The sequence below is a fragment of the Pseudoalteromonas sp. 11L1 genome (genome assembly GCF_055397545.1).
In genome coordinates, this window is the sequence record NZ_AP041141.1 from 417,660 (window position 1) to 439,270 (window position 21,611).

Consider the following 21,611-nt stretch of genomic DNA (forward strand, 5'->3'; position numbering starts at 1 on the left):
GCCACACATAACACCATGGCACAGCACGATTATATTAATAAAAAACCAAAAAATAGAAAAAATACCAAACAAGAACCGGCTAAAAAACCTTTTCCGCTGTTATTAACCCTGATTGCACTAGTACTTGTGGGTGGCTTTGCATATGGACTCTGGTTTGTTAAAAATAATGCCGATCCTGATCTTGTTGAAAAACAAGCAAACCCAACAGCCGAAAAACAAGTAGAAATAGCTAAACCGCGACCACCTAAATTTATTAAAGAAATTAAAGAGCATGAAATTCAAGTTGAAGTGAAAGAACTTGAACAAAAAGGCCCTTATGTTATGCAGTGTGGTTCATTTAAAACGCATCAACAAGCTGAAACCTTAAAGGCTAAAATAGCCTTTGCTGGGCTAATTTCAGAGATCAAAAAAACCACAGGTACTAATGGTATTTGGTATAAGGTGCGTTTAGGGCCTTATGAAACCAAGCGCCAAGCAGAAAGTGATAAGAACAAACTAAAACGAATTAATATCGTTGGCTGCGGAATTTGGGGCTGGACTTGAATTTAAACCATTCACCCATATAACCTCTTCATAATCGTTTTTTACGCGCTGCCCCCTTGCAGCGCGATGATGAGGAATAACATGACTACAATCGTAAGTGTACGCCGTGATGACAAAGTTGTTATTGGTGGTGACGGCCAAGTCTCTCTTGGTAATACTGTAATGAAGGGCAATGCCCGAAAAGTTCGACGTCTTTATAATGGCAAAGTAATCGCTGGTTTCGCTGGCGGTACTGCTGATGCCTTCACCCTTTTCGAACGTTTTGAAAGCAAATTAGAAATGCACCAAGGCAATCTAACTAAAGCGGCTGTAGAAATGGCTAAAGATTGGCGTAGCGATCGTGCCTTACGCAAACTTGAAGCCCTGCTAGCTGTCGCTGATGAAACTGCCTCATTGATCATCACTGGTAATGGTGACGTCGTACAACCTGAAAACGACCTGATCGCAATTGGCAGCGGCGGAAACTTTGCACAATCAGCTGCAACCGCCTTATTAGAAAATACCGACTTAAGTGCCCATGAAATTGTAGAGAAAAGTCTTACAATTGCTGGCAACATCTGTGTATTTACGAATAACTTCCAAACTATCGAAGAATTGTAATAGGAACCCGCTATGTCTGATATGACCCCAAGAGAAATTGTTCATGAGCTAGACCAACATATTATTGGTCAAGCAAAAGCAAAAAAAGCGGTTGCTATTGCCCTTCGTAATCGCTGGCGCCGTATGCAGTTAAACGAAGATTTACGTGCAGAAGTAACGCCAAAGAATATTTTAATGATTGGCCCTACTGGTGTAGGTAAAACGGAAATTGCGCGTCGATTAGCAAAACTGGCTAATGCCCCCTTTATTAAAGTGGAAGCCACTAAATTCACAGAAGTAGGTTATGTAGGTAAAGAAGTTGAAACTATCATCCGTGATTTAGTCGACGTTTCAATCAAAATGACCCGTGAACAACAAACCAAAAAGTTTAAACACCGTGCAGAAGAAGCCGCTGAAGAGCGTATTTTAGATGTATTACTACCTCCAGTGAAAGATCAGTATGGGGAAGTTCAGCGCGATGAAAGCTCATCGACACGTCAATCGTTTCGTAAAAAATTACGCGAAGGCCAGCTAGATGACAAAGAAATCGATATTGATTTAGCCCAAGCTCAACCGAATGTTGAAATTATGGCTCCTCCTGGTATGGAAGAAATGACCAACCAGCTACAGGGCATGTTTCAAAATATGGGTGGTGATAAACGCACTAAACGTAAGCTTAAAATTAAAGAAGCATTTAAACTACTTACCGAAGAAGAAGCCGGAAAATTAGTTAACCCTGAAGAATTAAAAGAGCAGGCAATTTTTGCTGTAGAGCAAAACGGCATTGTGTTTATTGACGAAATCGACAAAATCTGTAAGCGCGGTGAAGCCTCAGGCCCAGATGTAAGCCGTGAAGGTGTACAACGTGATTTACTACCGCTTATTGAAGGTTCTACAGTAAACACTAAGCATGGCATGGTCAAAACTGACCATATGCTATTTATTGCCTCAGGTGCATTCCAGATGTCTAAACCATCAGACATGATCCCGGAGTTACAAGGCCGTTTACCTATTCGTGTTGAACTTGAAGCACTCACAGCCGATGACTTTAAGCGCATTTTAACTGAGCCACACGCATCACTTACGGAGCAACAACGCGAGCTACTCAAAACAGAGCATGTCGCTGTTGAATTTAGCGACGATGCAATTGAGCGAATTGCTAAAGCCGCTTGGCAGGTTAATGAGAAAACCGAAAACATCGGTGCTCGCCGTCTGCATACTGTTATGGAAAGATTAATGGAAGAAATTTCATATGATGCTTCTGAAAAAGCGGGTTCAAGTTTAGTTATTGACGCTGCCTATGTTGAAAAGCACCTAGGTGCGCTGGTTGAAGATGAAGACTTAAGCCGCTTTATTCTTTAACAGCCGTTTAATGTATACTAAAAGCCTCCAGCATGGAGGCTTTTTTGTAAGTGAGATGACGATGAAACAAGTAACTAAAGTGCACTATCATAGTGTAAGTAAAAATTTAGATGTGTTTTTTGATGATCATTCAGACGCAACCTTCAGTACTGAATTTTTACGGGTTCACTCTCCCTCAGCCGAGGTGCAAGGCCATGGCTCTGAGCCTATGAAGTTAGTACTTAATAAACAAACAGTGGGCATTAAAAGCATTACACCCGTAGGGCATTACGCGTTGCGTTTAGAGTTTGACGACGGGCACAACAGCGGGTTGTTTAGCTGGCAATATTTGGCTAAGTTACAAGCCGAACATACTAAGTTGTGGGACACTTATTTAGAACGTGTTAAACAACATGAAAATAACAAAGATAGCGTACCAATAAAATTTGTACCTTAGCGTCAGTTATGATGCTTCTGCTTCGTTAATAAAAAACAAGCGGCAATTAAGCCGCTTGTTTCTATGGATAATTAAACTTTATATTTTGAGATTGCTTGATGAAGCACCCTTGATTGCTCAGATACCTCTTCACTTGTTTGCGCATTCGTTTGTGAATGAGCAGCAGCCCCTTCAGCAATATCTCGAATACGGACTACGTTTTTATTAACCTCTGATGCTACCTGGCTCTGTTCATCAATAGCAGTAGCAATATGTGTACTCATTTCCATAATCGTTTGCACATCAACAGTGATAGCTCCTAGCAATTCACCCGCTTTTGTTGCTTGTGTTGCACTCTCACCACCTTGAGTACGACACTGATGCATGATACTTACTACCTCTTGGGTACGCTGTTGTAAGGTGTTAATAATACCCTCAATTTCGCTAGTTGACTCTTGCGTGCGTTGTGCAAGTGAGCGCACCTCATCTGCAACAACCGCAAAACCACGACCTTGTTCACCCGCTCTCGCGGCTTCAATGGCCGCATTTAAGGCAAGTAAATTAGTTTGTTCTGCAATGGCACGAATTACATCAAGTACAGAGCCAATGGTTTCACCATCTTTTTCTAGCTGTGACACCACGCTGGAGGCTTTACCAAGCGAATCAGACAAAGCATTAATATGTTTAATGGTTGACTCTACTTCAACTTGACCTTGTTGCGCACTTAAATTGGTTGATTCAGCTTTTTTAGCAGCAGCTTCTGTATTATGTGAAATATCTTGAATCGTTGCTTGCATTTCTGTGGCTGCCGTTGCCACCATGTCCGCTTCATGCAATTGCTCTTGCATGCCAGAACTAGTTGCTGAGGTTGTTTCAGATAAGTTACCCGTTGCTATATTAAGCGTTGTTAGAGCAGTATTTACTTCATAGATAAGATCTTTAAAGTCGCTAATCAAGCTATTAAAATCTATGGTCATCCTAGTGACTTCATCTTCTCCTTTGTGCTCTATGAATAAGCTTAAATCATTGTTTTTTCTTATCTTGTCAATAGTTTGATAAACCCTCTCAATAGGCTGAATAATTGAGCGACTCGTTAAGTACACAAGAACCATCACAATCACACTGGCAATTATAAATATGGCTATTGCCAATAATTGCGCCTGCTGGGCCGTCTCAGCAACTTGTTTTTTAGTGGCCGAAGTAATGGCAGTCACCACATCATCACTTTTCTTAATACTGACTCTCATTTTTCCAAGAGCACCCGAATCTAAATCAACCCCTAAAGCGATTTGTGCTTCAACTAGTGCGGTAAATTTGCCTTGGTAATTGGTCATTAATGAAGTTAATTGATTGCGTATATTACTAGGTATTTCTGAGGTATTTACTTGTTGTTTTAACTCATCACCTAATTTATTAAATCGGTCTAAATATTTGGTATCTAAACGCAACATAAAATCTTTCTCAGCGCGGCGTAGCTGCAACATGGTGGTCAGTAATTTATAATCATTTTGCTGATTCAATAATGTTTCAATGTTGTGTACTGACTTACGCAGTTCGCCATAAAGCGCATCTTTAGGATGTAAACCTATCTTCCGTTGCAAATTAACAACAATTTGAAAGTCATCATAATACTGCTTTGCAAGCACCTCAAATTGGTTAACCTGATCAATGGCAATATCTAAATCTTTTGATAAAGCAGATAGTTTCCCTAGTTTGAGCTGCAGCTGTTTATATTCATTAGTGAATAAATCTAAGCTTTTTTCATCTTTATAAAATAAAAAGTCTTTTTCATATTTACGCATCGAAAGCTCATGCACATCAAGCTCTTCGGCGTATTGAATTGTTTCATTTAATTTAAGCATCACACGTGCTTCATAAATTATGATGCATAGCATGACAATCATTGTTAAACCTACAACTAAGGCGTTTAGTTGCAAACGGCGTTTTATCGTCAGATTTTGTAGAAAATTCATTGTAAATACCTATATTAAATTTGCCAGCGCAGTATAAAGTGATGCTTTCTTTCATTTAACTCATTAAGTTTGAACAAATAAAAAGGGTCGCCGGTAAAGTCTAACCATTAACAAACTCCTTTTAAACAAATGGACAATATAAAACCATTGGCCTAACCACAGTATTACTCAATTTTACAACTCTTGCCACTGAAGGTGAAAATGGTTCAGCCGCATCATGGATGCAATACACCTGTTTATAATCTTGTTGTGGGGAAATGACAAGTTTATGAAAGAATTATTATTCTTATAGTTGATTTAGTTCTAATTATGGCTAAATTTACTGCGATTAAGTCGTTGTTATTGCATATAAGGAGGGTATACTGAGTCACTAACTTATGTATCTTTTGAGGATAAAATAATGGATTACAGCACTTCTGATTTATGCGACCACTTTGCTGATGTGGTTGATGTGCTTGAACCTATGTTCATCAACTTTGGTGGTCGACACAGTTTTGGTGGCCGCATTAAAACGGTAAAATGTTTTGAAAACAATGAACTGATCCGCCAATTACTTTCTCAAGATGGTACTGATCAGATTTTACTTATTGATGGTGGCGGCTCAACTCGCAGAGCATTAATCGACATTGAGCTGGCTGAGCTGGCACTAGAAAACAATTGGCAAGGCATTATCGTATATGGTGCATTACGTCACGTTGATGAGCTTGAAGAACTTGATTTAGGTATTCAAGCTATTGCGTCAATTCCTGTTGCAGCAGACAGTGAAGGCGCGGGCGAAAGCGGTATAGGGGTTAATTTCGCTGGCGTATCATTTTTTGATGATGACTTTGTATATGCTGACAGTACCGGTATTGTGCTTTCAGCTGAGGAATTAGAGCTAGAAATAATAGAACTGTAGCGTGACCGTTCACCTTAAACTATACGACGAAAGCACGGTAAAGGAAATTTGCTCTGACCGTGCTGGAGAGCTAAAAGCATGGCAGTCGATGGCATTACTTGATGCCCGCGACAATATTCAACAAGCACTTGCTGATGCCGTACAATTTGGTATGCGCTTTGTTTTACTCGGGATTTGTGAAGACATTGGCCCGAGAGCCAATCTAGGAAATGGTGGCGCACAGCATGCTTGGCCTGCGTTTTTACAACGCTTTTTAAACCAACCTCACAATGACGCTATTGCCATGCAAAAAGTATTACTGCTTGGCGAAGTCACCCTCGATGATTTAATGCAACAAGCACTACCGCTTGATAATCATAATCCAAACGACTTAGCTCAATTGCGTAAGCTGTGCGCTGAAATAGATGAGCGAGTTGAGGCAATTTTAGACATGGTTTTTAAAGCGGGTCTTGAACCTATTGTTATTGGCGGCGGGCATAATAACTGTTTAGGTATTATTCGCTCACTTGCCAAACATAGCCATAGCGCAATTAACGCGATTAATTTAGATCCTCATGCCGACTTTCGTGAGTGTGAAGGTAGGCACAGTGGTAATGGGTTTCGCTACGCTTATAAAGAGCAGCTGCTCAATAATTACCATGTTATTGGCTTACATGAGCTAAAAAACAATCAGCCTATTTTTGATGCTATGCAGAGCGCTAACTTTAGCTACACAAGCTACCAAACAATAAACGTGAAGCGCGAAATAAACTTAACTGAAGCAACTGCCCATGCACTCAAAGAGTTTGATAACGCACCGCTAGGGGTAGAGGTTGATTTAGATAGCTTAACCTATATGCCTGCAAGTGCCTTTAATTATTGTGGTTTTGATGTCAGCGATGGTGAGCATTATGTTTACTTAGCTGCAAGCGATCCCCGCAGTGCTTATTTACACTTATGCGAAGCAGCACCTTCACAACACCCCCATTCTATAACTGCAGGTAAATTACAGTGTGGCCAAGTGATCAGTGCTTTAGTTAATACCTATTTACAAACAAAACTAAGCCTTTAAAACACACTTAAAGTTCTTGTGCTTCTAACCATTGCTTAAACCAACTCATTAATCCTAAACTGCTCAATGGGTGTCCAAAATAGTATCCCTGTGAAGCGTAGGCTTTTAGACTTTTTACAAACTTTAGTTGATCGAGTGTTTCAACACCTTCAAAAATAACTTTCGTCTGTTGCTGGTTATGCATTTCAACCATACCACCTACTAAACTACGTATGTTATTTTGATTACTAAAGTCAGCAGTTAATGCAGGCGATATTTTAATGTATGCCACCGCTAAACTAGGTAACTTAGAAAGTAATACAGGATTATCACCTAAACCATCAACGCACACTTTTAAACCTAAGCTGTTAAGTCTTGCTATCATGGCTCTACCTTTATCATCTAGGCTAGTAAAAATGTGTAGCGGACATTCTAAAATTAAATCACCAGGCCTAAGTTGGTGCTCACCGATAACCCCATAAACAAAATCAACAAACTCTTCGTTGAGCATTTCTGGGCCAAATAAGTTAACACTTAAAGGCACCCTCATTCCTTCCATACGCAGTGCCATGGCAAGCTCTCCAGCTCGTTCAATAACAAAGGTCGCAAGTGAGTAACCAAGCCCTGCAATTCTAATATCGTTGATAAACTGGCTCGCCGATAAAGTCCCTTGGGTTGGATGCTGCCAGCGTAATAGCAATTCTAAAAATTCAATTTGGCCATCTTCATTTCGAATAACCGGTTGAAAAAACAATTCGAACTCATCAGCAAAGCTGATATTCGCCAGCTCAGTTAATCGCGCTTGCTGCTCTAAATGATCAGTCGTCATTTGCTGATGATAAGCCACAATTTGTTTAGCTGGCCGACTATCAAGCGCCAAGTAAGCATGACTAATTAGCTCATCAAAGCTGCTGCTTTGTTTATTACAATGTACATAACTGGCTCTTACTTTTACTTCAATCGTACAATTAGCTACATTAAACGGCTTTAAGGTAGCGCCAATAATTTGCTTTATAAGCTGTTGATGTAAATGATTATGATTTTGTAAATCACAAATAAATGCAAAGTTTAACCCACCCAAGTGCGCTAATTTAGCATGCTCAGCAAGAAAAAAAACTTCATCGCTATCTAATAAATCTTTTATTCGATTGGCCGACTGAGATAATAATAAGTCGCCAAAATCTCGGCCAATATGTTGATTAACTTGAGCAAAACCTTCTAGCCTCAGTACGATGATTGCTGCTGTAAATGGATCCTTATCATTGAGTTCATTATATTTTTGACGTAACTGCTGTTTATCAGGGAAGCTGGCTAAGGGTGAGTTTTCAACATACGCTTCAGGCTCGGTTTCTGGCTTTAAAGTTGGAGCAGTCTGCGGCGTATTAGCCATTAAAAAACCACTGCTACTGAGTAGTAAAATTGGAATAAGTAACCACGCTAAATGCAATGTAAAAAAGAGGTAACCTGTAAATAATAAAACAAGCCCGCCTGAGGCACAGGCAATGATAAGTAACGGGACTTTTTGCTTTAGCAAATTCGCCTGATATAAATGAAAAGCAAATCCCAGAGCCAATAACAAAACAAACCAAGGGATGGCAGTGCTAACCATAGCTAAACCAATCAGCCCAGTGTATAAAAAGCTGAGCCTTATTACGTTACTTTTAACGGTTAACAACGCTGCAACCATTGCCATTAAAAGTGCACCACTTAAAAAAATAGCTAAATTGCTATAGCTCAATAACGTTCCATCCATAGCTGAGGTACTCACTGACATTAAATAAAACATAGGCTTAAGAGTTAAGTCTTATAATTAGCTAAGTTTACCCAATATCCATAGATTTAACAGTTTATTTACCCCAAACTGATAACTTAATTGTGCTGGATGCTCAATTTGCCAATGTGCTATGTCGGCGCGAGCGCCTACTTTTAATACGCCTCTATCAGCAAAACCAAGAGCCTGAGCTCCGTGTGCCGTGACTCCCATTAATGCCTGTTCTGGAGTAAAATTAAATAATGTACAAGCCATATTCATCATTAATTGCAAAGAACATAACGGTGATGTGCCTGGGTTAAAGTCACTGGCAATTGCGATGGGAACCTTGTATTTATTTAACAGTTCAATTGGAGGGTATTTCGTTTCTTTTAAAAAATAAAAAGCACCGGGCAGTAATACCGCCACAGTACCTGCATTTGCCATAGCTTTAACTCCGGCTTCATCAAGATATTCCAAATGATCGGCCGACAAACCATTGTATTGCGCCACCAGCGCAGCACCTTGTTGATTGGATAATTGCTCAGCATGGCACTTAATTGCTAACCCCAGTTTTTTAGCCGCATCAAATACTCGCTGCGTTTGAGCATGACTAAAACCAATATCCTCACAAAATACGTCAACTGCATCGACTAAATCATGTTCAACAAGTGTGTTAAGCATTTCATTACACACTAAATTTATATAATCATCACTGCGATTTTTAAACTCTAAAGGTAGTGCATGCGCGCCTAAAAAGGTATTAATGACTTCAATAGGATGATGTTGATTTAAAAGCCTAGCGACTTCTAATATTTTTTTTTCATTTTCTATATCAAGCCCATACCCTGACTTAATTTCTACCGTAGTGACACCTTCAGCTAGCAGTGCATTTAAACGATCTTTTGCTGCTACAAATAATTGTTCGTGTTCAGCCTCTCGGGTTGCTTTCACGGTACTTGCAATTCCGCCCCCTTGCGCGGCAATTTGCTGATAGCTTACCCCCTGTAAACGCTGCTCAAACTCCTTTGCACGAGAACCGGCAAACACCAAGTGAGTATGGCAGTCAATTAAGCCCGGGGTTAACCACTGCCCTTTGATACTTACTACCGGAGTGGCTAATACATCAAAATCAGGTAACTCAGTTTGCTCACCCAACCATATTATTTTGCCATTTTTAATTGCTAAAGCCGCATTTTCTATCGCTCCATAAGGTGCATCAATGTTGTTATCCATGGTGGCAATATTGGCATCGGTGAGTAATAAATCGATATCATTTAACTGTTCTGTGGATTCTGTAGCTTGCATAAGTCTCTCCGCGATAGTGTTCAAACGAGTTTAAAAACACATCTTGTATATACAAGATGATTATGCCATCTTACTAGGTATTGTTCATTTTTAATATACTAAAAATATTTATGCCAGCACCTAAGTTTACGCAAATAAAACAATTTATTGTGGACAAAATACGCAGTGGGCTTTGGCTTGAAAACCAACGTGTCCCTTCAGAAAATGAACTAGCAAAACAATTTACAGTAAGCAGAATGACCGCACGTCGGGCACTTAGCGAACTCACTGATGCCGGCATTTTAACCCGTAGCCAAGGTCTAGGAACGTTTGTAGCAAGCTTCAAGTCTCAGTCGTCATTACTTGAAATAAAAAACATCGCCAATGAAGTAAAAGAGCGAAACGGAAACTACAGCTGCACAGTGCAAGTATTAGAATCGATTAATGCCGTCGCGCCAATTGCAATTGCTTTAGGTGTAGAGGTAGATAGCGTGGTGTATCGCAGTGTCATTATTCATAATGAAAACGACAGCCCCTTACAAGTTGAGGAGCGCTTTGTAAATCCACCCCTTGCAAAAGATTATTTACAACAAGATTTTACCGCCCTTACCCCGCACGAATACTTATCAACAGTTGCTCCTTTAACGCAAGCGAGGCATACGGTAGAGGCTATTACGCCAAATAGTGAAATGTGCCAATGGCTTAATTTATATAACGAAGAGCCCTGTTTACAAGTAATACGCCGTACTTGGTCGGTAAACGGAATTGTTAGTTTTGCACGACTTATATCGCCAGGCAGTAAGTACCGCTTGGGCGGACAATTAACATTTAAAAACAATAATAAAGCCCATAACGCTTAAATTTAACAGGAGTGAATAATGGATCATCGACTGGACACACAACGCACAATTCGCGCACAGCATGGTAATCAAATATCTACTAAAAGCTGGCAAACCGAAGCAGCTAAACGCATGCTAATGAATAATTTAGACCCTGATGTTGCCGAGCACCCGCAAGCTTTGGTGGTGTATGGCGGCATTGGCCGTGCTGCCCGTGACTGGCCAAGCTACGACAAAATAATTGAGACGCTTGAGCGCCTTGACGATGACGAAACCCTATTAGTGCAATCAGGTAAACCGGTGGGGGTATTTAAAACTCATAGCAACGCACCGCGGGTATTAATTGCAAATTCTAACCTTGTTCCGCATTGGGCTAACTGGGAACATTTTAACGAGTTAGATAAAAAAGGCTTGATGATGTACGGCCAAATGACCGCTGGCTCTTGGATTTATATCGGTTCTCAAGGGATTGTTCAAGGCACTTACGAAACCTTTGTAGCTATGGCAAAACAACATTTTTCAGGCGATGCCAAAGGTAAGTGGGTGTTAACAGGTGGCCTGGGAGGAATGGGCGGAGCACAACCATTAGCTGCAACCATGGCTGGCTTTAGTGCCTTAGTGGTGGAATGTGATGAAAGCCGTATCGATTTTCGAATAAAAACAGGGTACGTCGATGTAAAAGCGACAGATCTTGAGCATGCATTAAAATTAATAACCGATGCCTGTGTAAAAGGTGAAGCGCTTTCTGTGGGTTTACTTGGTAACGCGGCTGATGTTTTTAGTACCTTAGTAAAAAGTGATATTACTCCCGATATAGTCACCGATCAAACCTCTGCTCATGATCCGCTTAACGGCTACCTGCCACAAGGTTGGAGTATGGAGCATGCAGCAAAAATGCGAATCGATAATCCACAAGCAGTGGTAAAAGCGGCCAAACAGTCAATGGCTGTTCAAGTAACAGCGATGCTGGCACTGCAAGATGCGGGCGCAGCAACTACCGACTACGGCAACAATATTCGTCAAATGGCGCTCGAAGAAGGCGTAGCAAATGCTTTTGATTTCCCTGGATTTGTGCCTGCTTATATTCGTCCATTATTTTGTGAAGGCATTGGCCCATTTAGATGGGTAGCACTATCGGGCGATCCCGAAGATATTTACAAAACAGACGCAAAAGTAAAAGAGCTCATTCCTGATGATAAGCATTTGCATAATTGGCTTGATATGGCGCGTGAGCGAATTCAATTTCAAGGCTTGCCTGCACGTATTTGTTGGGTTGGCTTAAAAGACCGCGCGCGTTTAGCGGTTGCCTTTAATGAAATGGTTAAAAATGGTGAACTTAAAGCACCAGTAGTTATTGGCCGCGATCATCTTGACTCAGGCTCAGTAGCTAGTCCTAATCGTGAAACAGAGAGCATGCAAGATGGCTCCGATGCTGTCTCTGATTGGCCACTTTTAAATGCCCTGCTCAATACCGCTGGCGGTGCTACTTGGGTATCGCTTCATCATGGTGGCGGCGTTGGAATGGGCTTTAGCCAGCATTCAGGTGTAGTTATTGTTGCCGATGGTACCGATGAAGCAGAGCAACGCCTTGCTAGAGTGCTGTGGAACGATCCCGCTACCGGTGTAATGCGCCATGCCGATGCTGGTTATGACATTGCAAAAAACTGTGCACAACAACAAAACCTAGACCTACCTATGCTTAACAAGGATAAGTCATGATTTCATACACACTCACACCGGGTCAGCTTGAATTAAATACCTTAAGAAAAATTAATCAATCGGCCGTAGATTTAACTTTGGCAACTGAGTCCGTCACACAAATAGCAGCCAGCGCGCAAACCGTTCAAGACGTAATAAACGAGCAGCGTACTGTATATGGTATTAATACCGGCTTTGGTTTATTAGCCAATACTAAAATAGCGAATGATGAGCTAGAACTATTACAACGCAGTATTGTGCTTTCACACGCTGCGGGCATTGGCGAATTAATGGATGACAGCACGGTCAGATTAATGATCACCCTAAAAGTAAATTCTTTATCACGGGGTTATTCTGGTATTCGTTTAGCAGTCATTGAGTTTTTTATACAGCTACTCAAAAGTGAAGTGTACCCATGCGTGCCTAAAAAGGGCTCAGTGGGCGCTTCGGGCGATTTAGCCCCCCTTGCTCATATGTGCCTGCCTTTATTGGGTGAAGGGAAAATGCGCTACCAAGGAGAGCTAATAAGCGCAGAACAGGGGTTAAAAATTGCAGGGCTTGAGCCACTGACATTAGCCGCCAAAGAGGGCTTAGCCTTATTAAATGGCACGCAAGCCTCTACTGCATTTGCACTGCAGGGCTTATTTAGAGCCGAAGACTTGTACGCACAAAGCTGTGTAATTGGCTCTATCAGTATTGAGGCCGCCATGGGCAGTCGCGCACCATTTGATGCACGTATTCATGAGGTTCGTGGTCAACAAGGGCAAATTGATACCGCGCACGTATTTAGAGAACTATTAAGTACCCACTCACAAATTAGTGACTCACATATTAATTGTGAAAAAGTACAAGACCCTTATTGCCTGCGTTGCCAACCGCAAGTACTTGGTGCGTGCTTAACCCAAATACGCCAAGCCGCCGAAGTATTAATATGTGAATCAAACGGGGTAACCGATAACCCACTCGTTTTTGCCGATGTGGGGGATATTATTTCAGGTGGAAACTTTCATGCTGAGCCCGTTGCTATGGCCGCTGATAATCTTGCGATTGCCATTGCCGAAATTGGCGCCTTAGCTGAGCGACGTATTGCCCTACTGATTGACTCTAATTTATCAAAATTGCCGCCATTTTTAGTTGAAAACGGTGGGGTAAATTCAGGATTTATGATAGCTCAAGTGACCGCAGCTGCGCTCGCCTCTGAGAACAAGTCACTAGCACACCCAGCCTCGGTAGATAGCTTACCGACCTCAGCTAACCAAGAAGACCATGTCTCTATGGCAACCTTTGCCGCTAGGCGCTTAGTTGATATGGCTAATAATACGCAAGGCGTGTTAGCCGTTGAGTGGCTAAGTGCTTCTCAAGGGTTAGAATTTAGAGCGCCACTACATGCGTGTAAGCAGGTAGAAAATGCGAAGGCACTGCTACGCCAACATGTTAGCTATTACGATAAAGACCGCTACTTTGCTCCCGATATCGAAGCGGCTAACACACTACTAAGTGAAGGTAAGTTGTGCGACTTTATAAAAAATTCGCCCTTACCTTCTTATTAAATAGCCTGAACTCTGGTTAAGAGATTTACTAACGTATTGAATCAATATGATATTTATGTTTATTTTCTCTAGCCAGAGATTTCCAGTGGAAACAAGGCGAAATTACGTGTCGAAAGCTCGCCTATTGCAAGTAAATTCAACGCAGTTAGCACTGAAAATAGCTGCTTGAGATAGATTTATTATTCAGAGTTCAGGTTAAATACCATACTGATAACTAAAACCCAGCGCTTCTATCGCTGAGCCAATAACTTTGCGCTCAGCGACTTCATCACTACTAAAACTTGGCATTTGTGTGCCATACAGCTCACATTTTTGTGCATAATAATCTGCTTTGTTCGGATGCGCAGGGTTAACTACATTATAAATGCTTTGCCCTTGTGACCAATTGTTAAGTACCGCATAAATGGCATTGATCACATCTCGTTGATGCACCATGTTCACCACTTGCTGACTAGAGGTGTTGAGCTCTTTACCTGCCACAAAACGACCCGGCTCTCTGTTTGGCCCCAACAATCCGGCTAACCTTAAAACTTTACCTTGCTGCTCAAGTACTTGCTCTTCAGCATCATAGAGCTTTATTTGTCGCTCGTTAGTGCCAGATATATCGCTACTTTCACTATAAACTCCAGGCTCTTGATCATACACTCCAGTCGATGAGCACAATAAAAAACCTTTGCAATTAAGTTCAGTTGCCAGCTTTAACCCCTGCTCCAGCACTTGAGAATAATCACTTTCGCTGTCACGACTGCGCGGCGGTATAGCACACACCCAGTACGCGTTTTGTAAATCCACTTGGTGCTGCAGCTCGCCGTTTTGTAAAACAAACTGACGCTCAAAATCAAATTGATGAGTGTCACTACGATGAGTTCCTTGCACTTGCCAACCTTGTTTTTGTGCATCAATACATAAGGCTTGGCCAAGCCAACCAGCGCCAAGGACTACTAAGTTATCTTTGTTGGTTTGCACTTTATTTTCCCTTTTATTAAAACTCAATCAACGCGTTTTATAGCAACAAAAAATATGATGAACTTTATACTACTAAAAATAATATTAGCAAACGCTGATTGCATAAGATATTAACACACGCTTCATTTGCGATTAGTAGCTTATTTAATGATACCGCTACCATGTATATGCACCTGCCGATAAACCGTATGGCTTAAGTGACTTACGAAGAGTAATAAATAAAAAGATTGTGCAATTTAAGAGTTAAAAAGCGATGACCGCAAGCAAAGCATTTAAGGGTAAAATTTAGGCGTTTCACCCTTGTTTTTAATTTATTCAACACCATATCTTCAGAGTCTGTTTATCTGCAGTTTTAATCAAGTTTCGTTACATAACGCTATTTTTATGAGCGAGATCTCATTTTTCTGTTTTAAATGAAGATCTTTTTATAGAGGTAGTTTGATGTTTAGCAGAGTCTGGTATAGTAGCGCAGGTAATAAACAGTGCTTTTTAAGCAGCTTAATACAAAATTGCTAATTAATGTGTCCTAAAGGTTAATTTAAAGAATACATTAATTATCAATTGTAAAAAATGGGTTAGCCGATGCACGGCTAGCAAAAAAACACATTGTAACGGTTTTATCATGATATCTAATTTATTTACCAAGATTTTTGGTAGTCGCAATGACCGCACTATTAAAAACCTAAGAAAGACGGTCGCACTGATCAATGCACTTGAAACGCAACTAGAAGCGCTTTCAGATGAAGATTTAAAAGCTAAAACAGCTGAGTTTAGAGAACGTTACGATAACGGACAAAGCTTAGGCGATATTCTACCAGAAGCATTTGCTGTGGTACGTGAAGCGTCAAAGCGTGTAAACGGTATGCGTCACTTCGACGTGCAATTATTAGGAGGTATGGTTTTACAACAAGGCCGTATTGCAGAAATGCGTACTGGTGAAGGTAAAACGCTAACTGCAACGCTCCCTGCTTATTTAAATGGCTTAACAGGCAAAGGCGTTCATGTCATTACCGTGAATGACTACTTAGCCAAGCGTGATGCTGAAACCAACCGTCCACTATTTGAGTTTTTAGGCTTAACCGTTGGTTGTAATGTTCCGGGCATGATGCCACAACAGAAAAAACAAGCTTATGAAGCTGACATCACATACGGTACCAACAACGAATTTGGTTTTGACTACCTACGTGACAACATGGCATTTAGCATTGATGAGCGCGTTCAACGCCCATTATTTTATGCAGTAGTGGATGAAGTGGATTCAATCCTAATTGATGAAGCGCGAACGCCGCTTATTATTTCAGGCCCAGCTGAAGACAGCTCAGAGCTTTACACTGAAATAAATACCATTGTTCCTTTACTTGAACTACAAGAAAAAGAAGATGAGGAAGGGATTGAAGGCGATGGCGATTTCACTATCGATGAAAAATCTAAGCAAGTTCATCTAACTGAGCGTGGGCAAATAAAAGTTGAAGAATTACTTACAGAGCGCGGCTTAATTGAAGAAGGTGATTCACTGTACTCAGCAGCGAGCATCACGCTACTTAGTCACGTTTATGCAGCCCTTCGTGCGCACAAGCTTTATCAAAAAGATGTTGACTACGTTATTAAAGAAAACGAAGTTATCATCATCGACGAGCACACGGGTCGTTCTATGGAAGGACGTCGTTGGTCAGAAGGTTTACACCAAGCTGTAGAAGCAAAAGAAGGTGTGAAAATTCAAAACGAGAACCAAACGTTAGCCTCTATTACGTTCCAAAATTACTTCCGCTTGTACGAAACACTCGCAGGTATGACAGGCACAGCCGACACAGAAGCATTTGAGTTTCAGTCTATCTACGGTTTAGACACTGTGGTTATGCCAACCAATAAACCAATGATCCGTGATGATCGTGCTGATTTAGTGTACTTAACACAAGAAGAGAAGTACGAAGCCATTCTAGCAGATATTAAAGACTGTCAAGAACGTGGTCAGCCGGTACTTGTAGGTACTATCTCAATTGAAAGCTCTGAGTACTTGTCGCAGTTTTTACGCAAAGAAAAAATTAAGCACAACGTACTTAATGCTAAATTCCACGCACAAGAAGCTGACATTGTTTCTGATGCGGGCTTACCAGGCACAGTCACCATTGCCACCAACATGGCCGGTCGTGGTACCGATATTGTACTTGGTGGTAATTGGAATAGTGAAGTTGAAAAACTTGAAAACCCAACTGACGAACAAATTGCCGAAATTAAAGCCGCATGGAAGATTCGCCATGACGCAGTAATTGATGCCGGCGGTTTACACATTATTGGTACAGAGCGTCATGAATCACGTCGTATTGATAACCAATTACGTGGTCGTTCTGGCCGTCAAGGTGATGCTGGTTCAAGCCGTTTCTACCTATCGATGGATGATGCGTTAATGCGTATTTTTGCCGGTGAGCGCATGACCAACATGATGCGTAAACTAGGTATGCAACGTGGCGAAGCGATTGAACACCCATGGGTTAACCGCGCAATCGAAAACGCTCAGCGTAAAGTAGAAGCACGTAACTTTGATGTGCGTAAACAGCTACTTGAGTACGATGATGTAGCAAACGACCAACGTCGTGTTGTTTACTCTCAACGTAATGAATTGCTGGAAGAAGGTGATATTTCAGAAACGATTACTGCTATCCGTGGTGATGTGCTCGCTGGTGTAATTGATCAATACATTGCCCCACAAAGCTTAGCTGAGATGTGGGATATACCAGGGCTTGAAGAACGTTTAAAGCAAGATTTCTTAATTGAGTTACCAATTACTCAGTGGTTAGCTGATGACAATAAGCTATACGAAGAAAAACTTCGTGAGCGTATTGAAGAAGCGGTTGAACAAGCCTACAAGCAAAAAGAGGAAATGGTCGGCGACTCTGTACTGCGTCAGTTTGAAAAAGCAATTATGCTTCAAAGTCTTGACCAACATTGGAAAGATCACCTTGCTGCAATGGATCACTTACGCCAAGGTATTCACTTACGTGGTTATGCACAAAAGAATCCTAAGCAAGAATACAAACGTGAGTCGTTTGAATTGTTCTCTGAAATGCTAGAAAACTTAAAAGTCGATGTCGTCGGTATTTTAAGTAAAGTGCAAGTTCGCGCTGAAGAAGATGTTGAAAAAGTAGAAGAGCAACACCGTAAAAGTGAAAATGCCCCTCGCGAATATCAACATGAACAAGCAGAGCACGTAGGTGGTGAAGCACCACAAAGCGCTCAGGTTATGGCGCGTAGCGAGCCAAAAGTTGGCCGTAACGATCCATGTCCGTGTGGCTCAGGTCAAAAATACAAGCAATGTTGTGGCAAATTAAAATAACACAACTTTGAAAATAAAAAGCGACGCTTGCGTCGCTTTTTTTATGCTATTAGAGGGAGAAGTAATGACTAAGGTAATCATCAATGTCGCAGTCGGTGTTATTAAAAAAAATAACGCATTGTTTATTTGTAAACGAGCAGATGAGCAACATCAAGGTGGATTATGGGAATTTCCTGGTGGCAAAGTTGAAGCCGGAGAAACCGTGTTTCAAGCCCTAAAACGTGAGCTTCTAGAAGAAGTAGGGTTAACTATTCATAGTTCAAGCGAGCTTATCACCATTGAGCATGACTACGGCGATAAGTGCGTACGACTTAATGTGCATGTGGTCAGTAACTTTAACGGTCAAGCTCATGGCGCAGAAGGGCAACCAAGCGAATGGGTAGGCATTGACGAACTTGATAACTATGATTTTCCTGCTGCTAATGTTGAGATAATCAGCGCCATAAAAACAAAATATAGCTAGTAAAAGTAACTAAAAAGCCAGTGAGCATCATGCTCACTGGCTTTTAATTTTGCGATTAATGGGTCTAAGCTAATTTCAGCTCAAATTACCAAATTTTTACGCGATCTTCCGGCTTGATATACATTTTATCGCCCTCTTTCACATCAAACGCTTGGTAAAATTCTGGCATGTTCGACAAAATACCAATCACGCGATAATGACTCGGTGAATGTGAATCGGTCATTAAACGATTACGCAATGCTTCATCACGGTATTTACGACGCCAAATTTGCGACCAGCCCATAAAGAAGCGTTGATCGCCCGTATAGCCTTCAATAATGGGCGCTTTAGAATCACCCAGCGATAGCTGATACGCTTTATAAGCGACGGTTAAGCCGCCCAAGTCACCAATGTTTTCACCCAATGTCAGCTCACCATTAACGCTGGCATCTTCAAACGGTTTATATTGATTATACTGTGCAACTAAGGCAGCACTTCGCTGTTCAAACTGCTTAAGGTCTGACTCGCTCCACCAATTACGTAAATTGCCATCACCGTCGTATTTTGCACCTTGATCATCAAAGCCATGGCCTAACTCATGGCCAATAACTGCACCAATAGCACCATAGTTAACCGCATCATCCGCTTCTAAATTAAAGAAAGGAGGCTGCAAAATCGCCGCAGGGAATACTATTTCGTTATTCACTGGGTTGTAGTAAGCATTTACTGTTTGTGGCGTCATATGCCACTCAGATCGATCAACTGGCTTACCTAATTTAGCAATCATATCTGCATAAGCCCATTCACTGTAGCGAATATAGTTGCCGACAAGTTCATCAGGGTTAATCGCTAAATCTGAGTAATCTTTCCATTTATCTGGATAACCAATTTTAGGGGTAAACTTATTAAGCTTTTCTTGTGCCGCCACTTTTGTTTCAGGGCTCATCCATTCAAGGTTTTCAATTGCCACTGAATAACCTTTGATTACGTTATCAACTAACTCTTCCATACGTGCTTTTGCTTCTGGCGGGAAGTTTTCTTTAACGTACACTTTGCCTAAAATTTCACCCAGCACACTGTTTGATGCATCAACAGCTTGCTTCCAAAGTGGTGCTTGTTCTTCAACACCGCGCAAGGTAGTGCTATAAAAATTAAACTTCAAGTCTACTAAATCTTTATTAAGCAACTGCGCGTAATTACTAACAAAATGGAATTTTAAATAATTTTGCCACACAGTTAAGTCGGTATTTTTGAAAATAGCTGCAAACGCTTCAAAGTAACTTGGTTGGCGCACAATCAACTCTTGAGCATCAACACCGACCGCTTCAAAATAAGCGCTCAAATCAAACTCACCCATTAACTCGTTAGCTTCAGCTACCGTCATTTTATTATATGACTTAGTTGCATCGCGGCTTTGTACTCGGCTCCACTGTGCATCAGCAAGTGTCGTTTCAAGTGCTAATATCGCTTTGGCTGCATCAGCAGCATTATTAACGCCAGCTTTAGCTAAAATATCGGTGATATACGTTTGATAAGCCGCGCGAATTTTTGTGAATTTTTCATCATCTTTTAAATAGTAGTCGCGGTCAGGTAAACCAAGTCCCGCTTGATAGGCATAAAGCGCATTTTCACTTGAGTTTTTAGCGTCATTATTAACATACCAGCCAAAAGGAAGATCGCCACCTTTAACTTGTAGCTGTGCCATCAGTGTGACCAACGCGGCTTTATCTTTCAGTGTATCAATGCTTTTAATAGCTGGCTCAAGTGGCAAAATACCTAACTCTTCACGAGCATTTTCAGCCATATAGCTAGAATAAAATGCACCAATCTTATATTCATCTGAACCTGGTTTTGCACTACTATTAGCACTGGCGTTTTCAAGCACTGTTTTCATTGCTTTTTGCGATTCATCATATAACTGTGAGAACGACCCATAGTTAGACTTGTCGCCTGGAATCTCAGTTTTTGCTAACCATTGACCATTAACATGGTAATAAAAATCATCCTGTGCACGAACACTTTTATCCATATTTTGTAAATCAACACCTAGCGCATCAGGAGCCGCCACCGGTGCAGTTACTGTGGTTGATTCTGCTTTCATTTGTTGTGGCTTTTCGCCGCAGCCAACCAAACCTAACGCCAGTGCAATACTGGCGGCAGTCATTGTTATTTTTTTCATAAGAATTCCGTATATTAATTAGAATAAATACGCATTTCATTAAGATTTGATAACTCAAAAAAAACAACAATAGGATGCAGTCTATTACCTGCTTAATGAAATACGCATCAGCTACAACCTAATTTAGGAAGCACTAGCTAAGCATAATAAACCTGATTTAAATAACAATAAAATCGAATATGTAACAAAGTATTTTGCGTTTGTTCAAAGCGTGAAAAAGAGCCTAGCATGAGGGCTAGCTAGGGCTTACTTTTGCCATGTAATGCTAAGCGCTGCAGCTTTTCTTTTAATGAAGGAGGGGCAGAATCGGCGATCGCATTCAAATAATCAGCCGTTTGCTCACTCATTTTAAGAGAGTTAGTCGCTTGGCTATCTGTCGCTTTAGGACGATTACTTAATCGTTGAGTTGCTTGTGGATTGGCGGTAATTTTTATTTGTCCAAGCTCTGCCATACCTGCGGCTCTAAAATGAGACTGCATATCCATTTTTAAATAATTAAGCCTAAGAGCAATAGGAGCTGAAACAGCTTCTATCATCAGTGTGCCGTCACGATAATTACTTACTCGACATTTATCGCCTAGCTTAGGCCCTAAAAAATCGCGTAACAGTTGTTGCTGTGTATCCAATGCTTGGCTTTTTCCCGCATAGGCTGCTAAACGGTTGTTTAGCCCGGCCATAATGTCGGTTAATGGTTTTGGCGCATATCTATCTTTAGCCATATCACACCTTAAAAACCTCAAAGGAAAGTTTGCTTAAATTAAGCTTAATT

The 21,611-nt window shown here is 41.1% G+C and carries 17 protein-coding genes; 11 read left to right on the forward strand and 6 right to left on the reverse strand.

From position 1 onward, the window contains the following. Positions 1 to 15 precede the first annotated feature (15 nt). The 4 genes from ACZ5WS_RS02000 to ACZ5WS_RS02015 all read left to right on the forward strand — a co-directional run bounded on the left by ACZ5WS_RS02000 (position 16) and on the right by ACZ5WS_RS02015 (position 2,920). Entirely contained in the window at positions 16 to 543 is a 528-nt protein-coding gene (locus tag ACZ5WS_RS02000) for an SPOR domain-containing protein (protein WP_178954708.1), read from the forward strand. An 81-nt stretch (positions 544 to 624) separates the two neighbouring features. Continuing rightward, positions 625 to 1,143, forward strand: a complete 519-nt coding sequence (hslV, locus tag ACZ5WS_RS02005; RefSeq protein ID WP_010390410.1) for an ATP-dependent protease subunit HslV — start codon at positions 625 to 627, stop codon at positions 1,141 to 1,143. A gap of 12 nt (positions 1,144 to 1,155) precedes the next feature. Next, a complete protein-coding gene (hslU, locus tag ACZ5WS_RS02010) occupies positions 1,156 to 2,484 on the forward strand; it encodes an HslU--HslV peptidase ATPase subunit (protein ID WP_138607212.1) in 1,329 nt (442 codons plus the stop codon). 61 nt (positions 2,485 to 2,545) lie between these two features. Beyond that, the gene (locus tag ACZ5WS_RS02015; protein ID WP_138607214.1) at positions 2,546 to 2,920 is read left to right on the forward strand and encodes a gamma-butyrobetaine hydroxylase family protein; all 375 of its coding nucleotides are present in this window, start codon (positions 2,546 to 2,548) and stop codon (positions 2,918 to 2,920) included. A 71-nt stretch (positions 2,921 to 2,991) separates the two neighbouring features. On the opposite strand, the gene ACZ5WS_RS02020 is transcribed toward ACZ5WS_RS02015, so the two are convergent. Further along, a complete protein-coding gene (locus ACZ5WS_RS02020; protein WP_198522440.1) occupies positions 2,992 to 4,872 on the reverse strand; it encodes a methyl-accepting chemotaxis protein in 1,881 nt (626 codons plus the stop codon). Between the two features lie 400 nt (positions 4,873 to 5,272). Between ACZ5WS_RS02020 and rraA the strand changes: the two genes are divergently transcribed. Both rraA and ACZ5WS_RS02030 read left to right on the forward strand, forming a co-directional pair. Then, entirely contained in the window at positions 5,273 to 5,770 is a 498-nt protein-coding gene (rraA, locus tag ACZ5WS_RS02025; RefSeq protein WP_008465762.1) for a ribonuclease E activity regulator RraA, read from the forward strand. Between the two features lies 1 nt (position 5,771). After that, positions 5,772 to 6,821 carry a formimidoylglutamase gene (locus ACZ5WS_RS02030; RefSeq protein ID WP_464710353.1) on the forward strand — a complete coding sequence of 350 codons (1,050 nt, stop codon included), beginning with the start codon at positions 5,772 to 5,774 and terminating at the stop codon, positions 6,819 to 6,821. Positions 6,822 to 6,828: 7 nt separating this feature from the next. Here the strand turns inward: ACZ5WS_RS02030 and ACZ5WS_RS02035 are convergent, their stop codons facing one another. After that, complete coding sequence (locus ACZ5WS_RS02035; protein WP_464711463.1) at positions 6,829 to 8,553, reverse strand: EAL domain-containing protein; 1,725 nt, start codon at positions 8,551 to 8,553, stop codon at positions 6,829 to 6,831. Between the two features lie 57 nt (positions 8,554 to 8,610). Beyond that, positions 8,611 to 9,858, reverse strand: coding sequence for an imidazolonepropionase (hutI, locus tag ACZ5WS_RS02040; RefSeq protein WP_464710356.1), 1,248 nt, complete (start codon positions 9,856 to 9,858; stop codon positions 8,611 to 8,613). Between the two features lie 110 nt (positions 9,859 to 9,968). Between hutI and hutC the strand changes: the two genes are divergently transcribed. The 3 genes from hutC to hutH are packed head-to-tail and all read left to right on the forward strand — an operon-like array spanning position 9,969 to position 13,924. Further along, complete coding sequence (hutC, locus tag ACZ5WS_RS02045) at positions 9,969 to 10,697, forward strand: histidine utilization repressor (protein ID WP_464710360.1); 729 nt, start codon at positions 9,969 to 9,971, stop codon at positions 10,695 to 10,697. Positions 10,698 to 10,715: 18 nt separating this feature from the next. Then, the gene (gene hutU / locus ACZ5WS_RS02050; protein WP_464710365.1) at positions 10,716 to 12,395 is read left to right on the forward strand and encodes a urocanate hydratase; all 1,680 of its coding nucleotides are present in this window, start codon (positions 10,716 to 10,718) and stop codon (positions 12,393 to 12,395) included. Then, positions 12,392 to 13,924 (forward strand): histidine ammonia-lyase, encoded by a 1,533-nt coding sequence (gene hutH, locus ACZ5WS_RS02055; protein ID WP_464710368.1) that lies wholly within the window; start codon positions 12,392 to 12,394, stop codon positions 13,922 to 13,924. The genes hutU and hutH overlap by 4 nt, the downstream gene beginning before the upstream one ends. Positions 13,925 to 14,119: 195 nt before the next feature. On the opposite strand, the gene ACZ5WS_RS02060 is transcribed toward hutH, so the two are convergent. Then, a complete protein-coding gene (locus ACZ5WS_RS02060; RefSeq protein ID WP_464710372.1) occupies positions 14,120 to 14,890 on the reverse strand; it encodes a Rossmann-fold NAD(P)-binding domain-containing protein in 771 nt (256 codons plus the stop codon). Between the two features lie 622 nt (positions 14,891 to 15,512). Between ACZ5WS_RS02060 and secA the strand changes: the two genes are divergently transcribed. After that, on the forward strand, positions 15,513 to 18,221 hold the full coding sequence (gene secA, locus ACZ5WS_RS02065) for a preprotein translocase subunit SecA (RefSeq protein WP_464710375.1): 2,709 nt from the start codon (positions 15,513 to 15,515) through the stop codon (positions 18,219 to 18,221). Between the two features lie 64 nt (positions 18,222 to 18,285). Then, entirely contained in the window at positions 18,286 to 18,684 is a 399-nt protein-coding gene (mutT, locus tag ACZ5WS_RS02070) for an 8-oxo-dGTP diphosphatase MutT (protein ID WP_464710378.1), read from the forward strand. Positions 18,685 to 18,769: 85 nt separating this feature from the next. Here the strand turns inward: mutT and ACZ5WS_RS02075 are convergent, their stop codons facing one another. Together ACZ5WS_RS02075 and ACZ5WS_RS02080 are read right to left on the reverse strand one after the other, a co-directional pair. Continuing rightward, complete coding sequence (locus ACZ5WS_RS02075) at positions 18,770 to 20,842, reverse strand: M13 family metallopeptidase (protein WP_464710381.1); 2,073 nt, start codon at positions 20,840 to 20,842, stop codon at positions 18,770 to 18,772. A 239-nt stretch (positions 20,843 to 21,081) separates the two neighbouring features. Continuing rightward, positions 21,082 to 21,561 carry a DciA family protein gene (locus tag ACZ5WS_RS02080; RefSeq protein WP_054202561.1) on the reverse strand — a complete coding sequence of 160 codons (480 nt, stop codon included), beginning with the start codon at positions 21,559 to 21,561 and terminating at the stop codon, positions 21,082 to 21,084. Positions 21,562 to 21,611 lie beyond the last annotated feature (50 nt).

Bases quoted from the DNA above. Each gene is read 5' to 3' on its own strand.
- ACZ5WS_RS02000 (WP_178954708.1), top strand. From the start codon at position 16: ATGGCACAGCACGATTATATTAATAAAAAACCAAAAAATAGAAAAAAT.
- hslV (WP_010390410.1), top strand. From the start codon at position 625: ATGACTACAATCGTAAGTGTACGCCGTGATGACAAAGTTGTTATTGGT.
- hslU (WP_138607212.1), top strand. From the start codon at position 1,156: ATGTCTGATATGACCCCAAGAGAAATTGTTCATGAGCTAGACCAACAT.
- ACZ5WS_RS02015 (WP_138607214.1), top strand. From the start codon at position 2,546: ATGAAACAAGTAACTAAAGTGCACTATCATAGTGTAAGTAAAAATTTA.
- ACZ5WS_RS02020 (WP_198522440.1), bottom strand. From the start codon at position 4,872: ATGAATTTTCTACAAAATCTGACGATAAAACGCCGTTTGCAACTAAAC.
- rraA (WP_008465762.1), top strand. From the start codon at position 5,273: ATGGATTACAGCACTTCTGATTTATGCGACCACTTTGCTGATGTGGTT.
- ACZ5WS_RS02035 (WP_464711463.1), bottom strand. From the start codon at position 8,553: ATGGATGGAACGTTATTGAGCTATAGCAATTTAGCTATTTTTTTAAGT.
- hutI (WP_464710356.1), bottom strand. From the start codon at position 9,858: ATGCAAGCTACAGAATCCACAGAACAGTTAAATGATATCGATTTATTA.
- hutC (WP_464710360.1), top strand. From the start codon at position 9,969: ATGCCAGCACCTAAGTTTACGCAAATAAAACAATTTATTGTGGACAAA.
- hutU (WP_464710365.1), top strand. From the start codon at position 10,716: ATGGATCATCGACTGGACACACAACGCACAATTCGCGCACAGCATGGT.
- hutH (WP_464710368.1), top strand. From the start codon at position 12,392: ATGATTTCATACACACTCACACCGGGTCAGCTTGAATTAAATACCTTA.
- secA (WP_464710375.1), top strand. From the start codon at position 15,513: ATGATATCTAATTTATTTACCAAGATTTTTGGTAGTCGCAATGACCGC.
- mutT (WP_464710378.1), top strand. From the start codon at position 18,286: ATGACTAAGGTAATCATCAATGTCGCAGTCGGTGTTATTAAAAAAAAT.
- ACZ5WS_RS02075 (WP_464710381.1), bottom strand. From the start codon at position 20,842: ATGAAAAAAATAACAATGACTGCCGCCAGTATTGCACTGGCGTTAGGT.
- ACZ5WS_RS02080 (WP_054202561.1), bottom strand. From the start codon at position 21,561: ATGGCTAAAGATAGATATGCGCCAAAACCATTAACCGACATTATGGCC.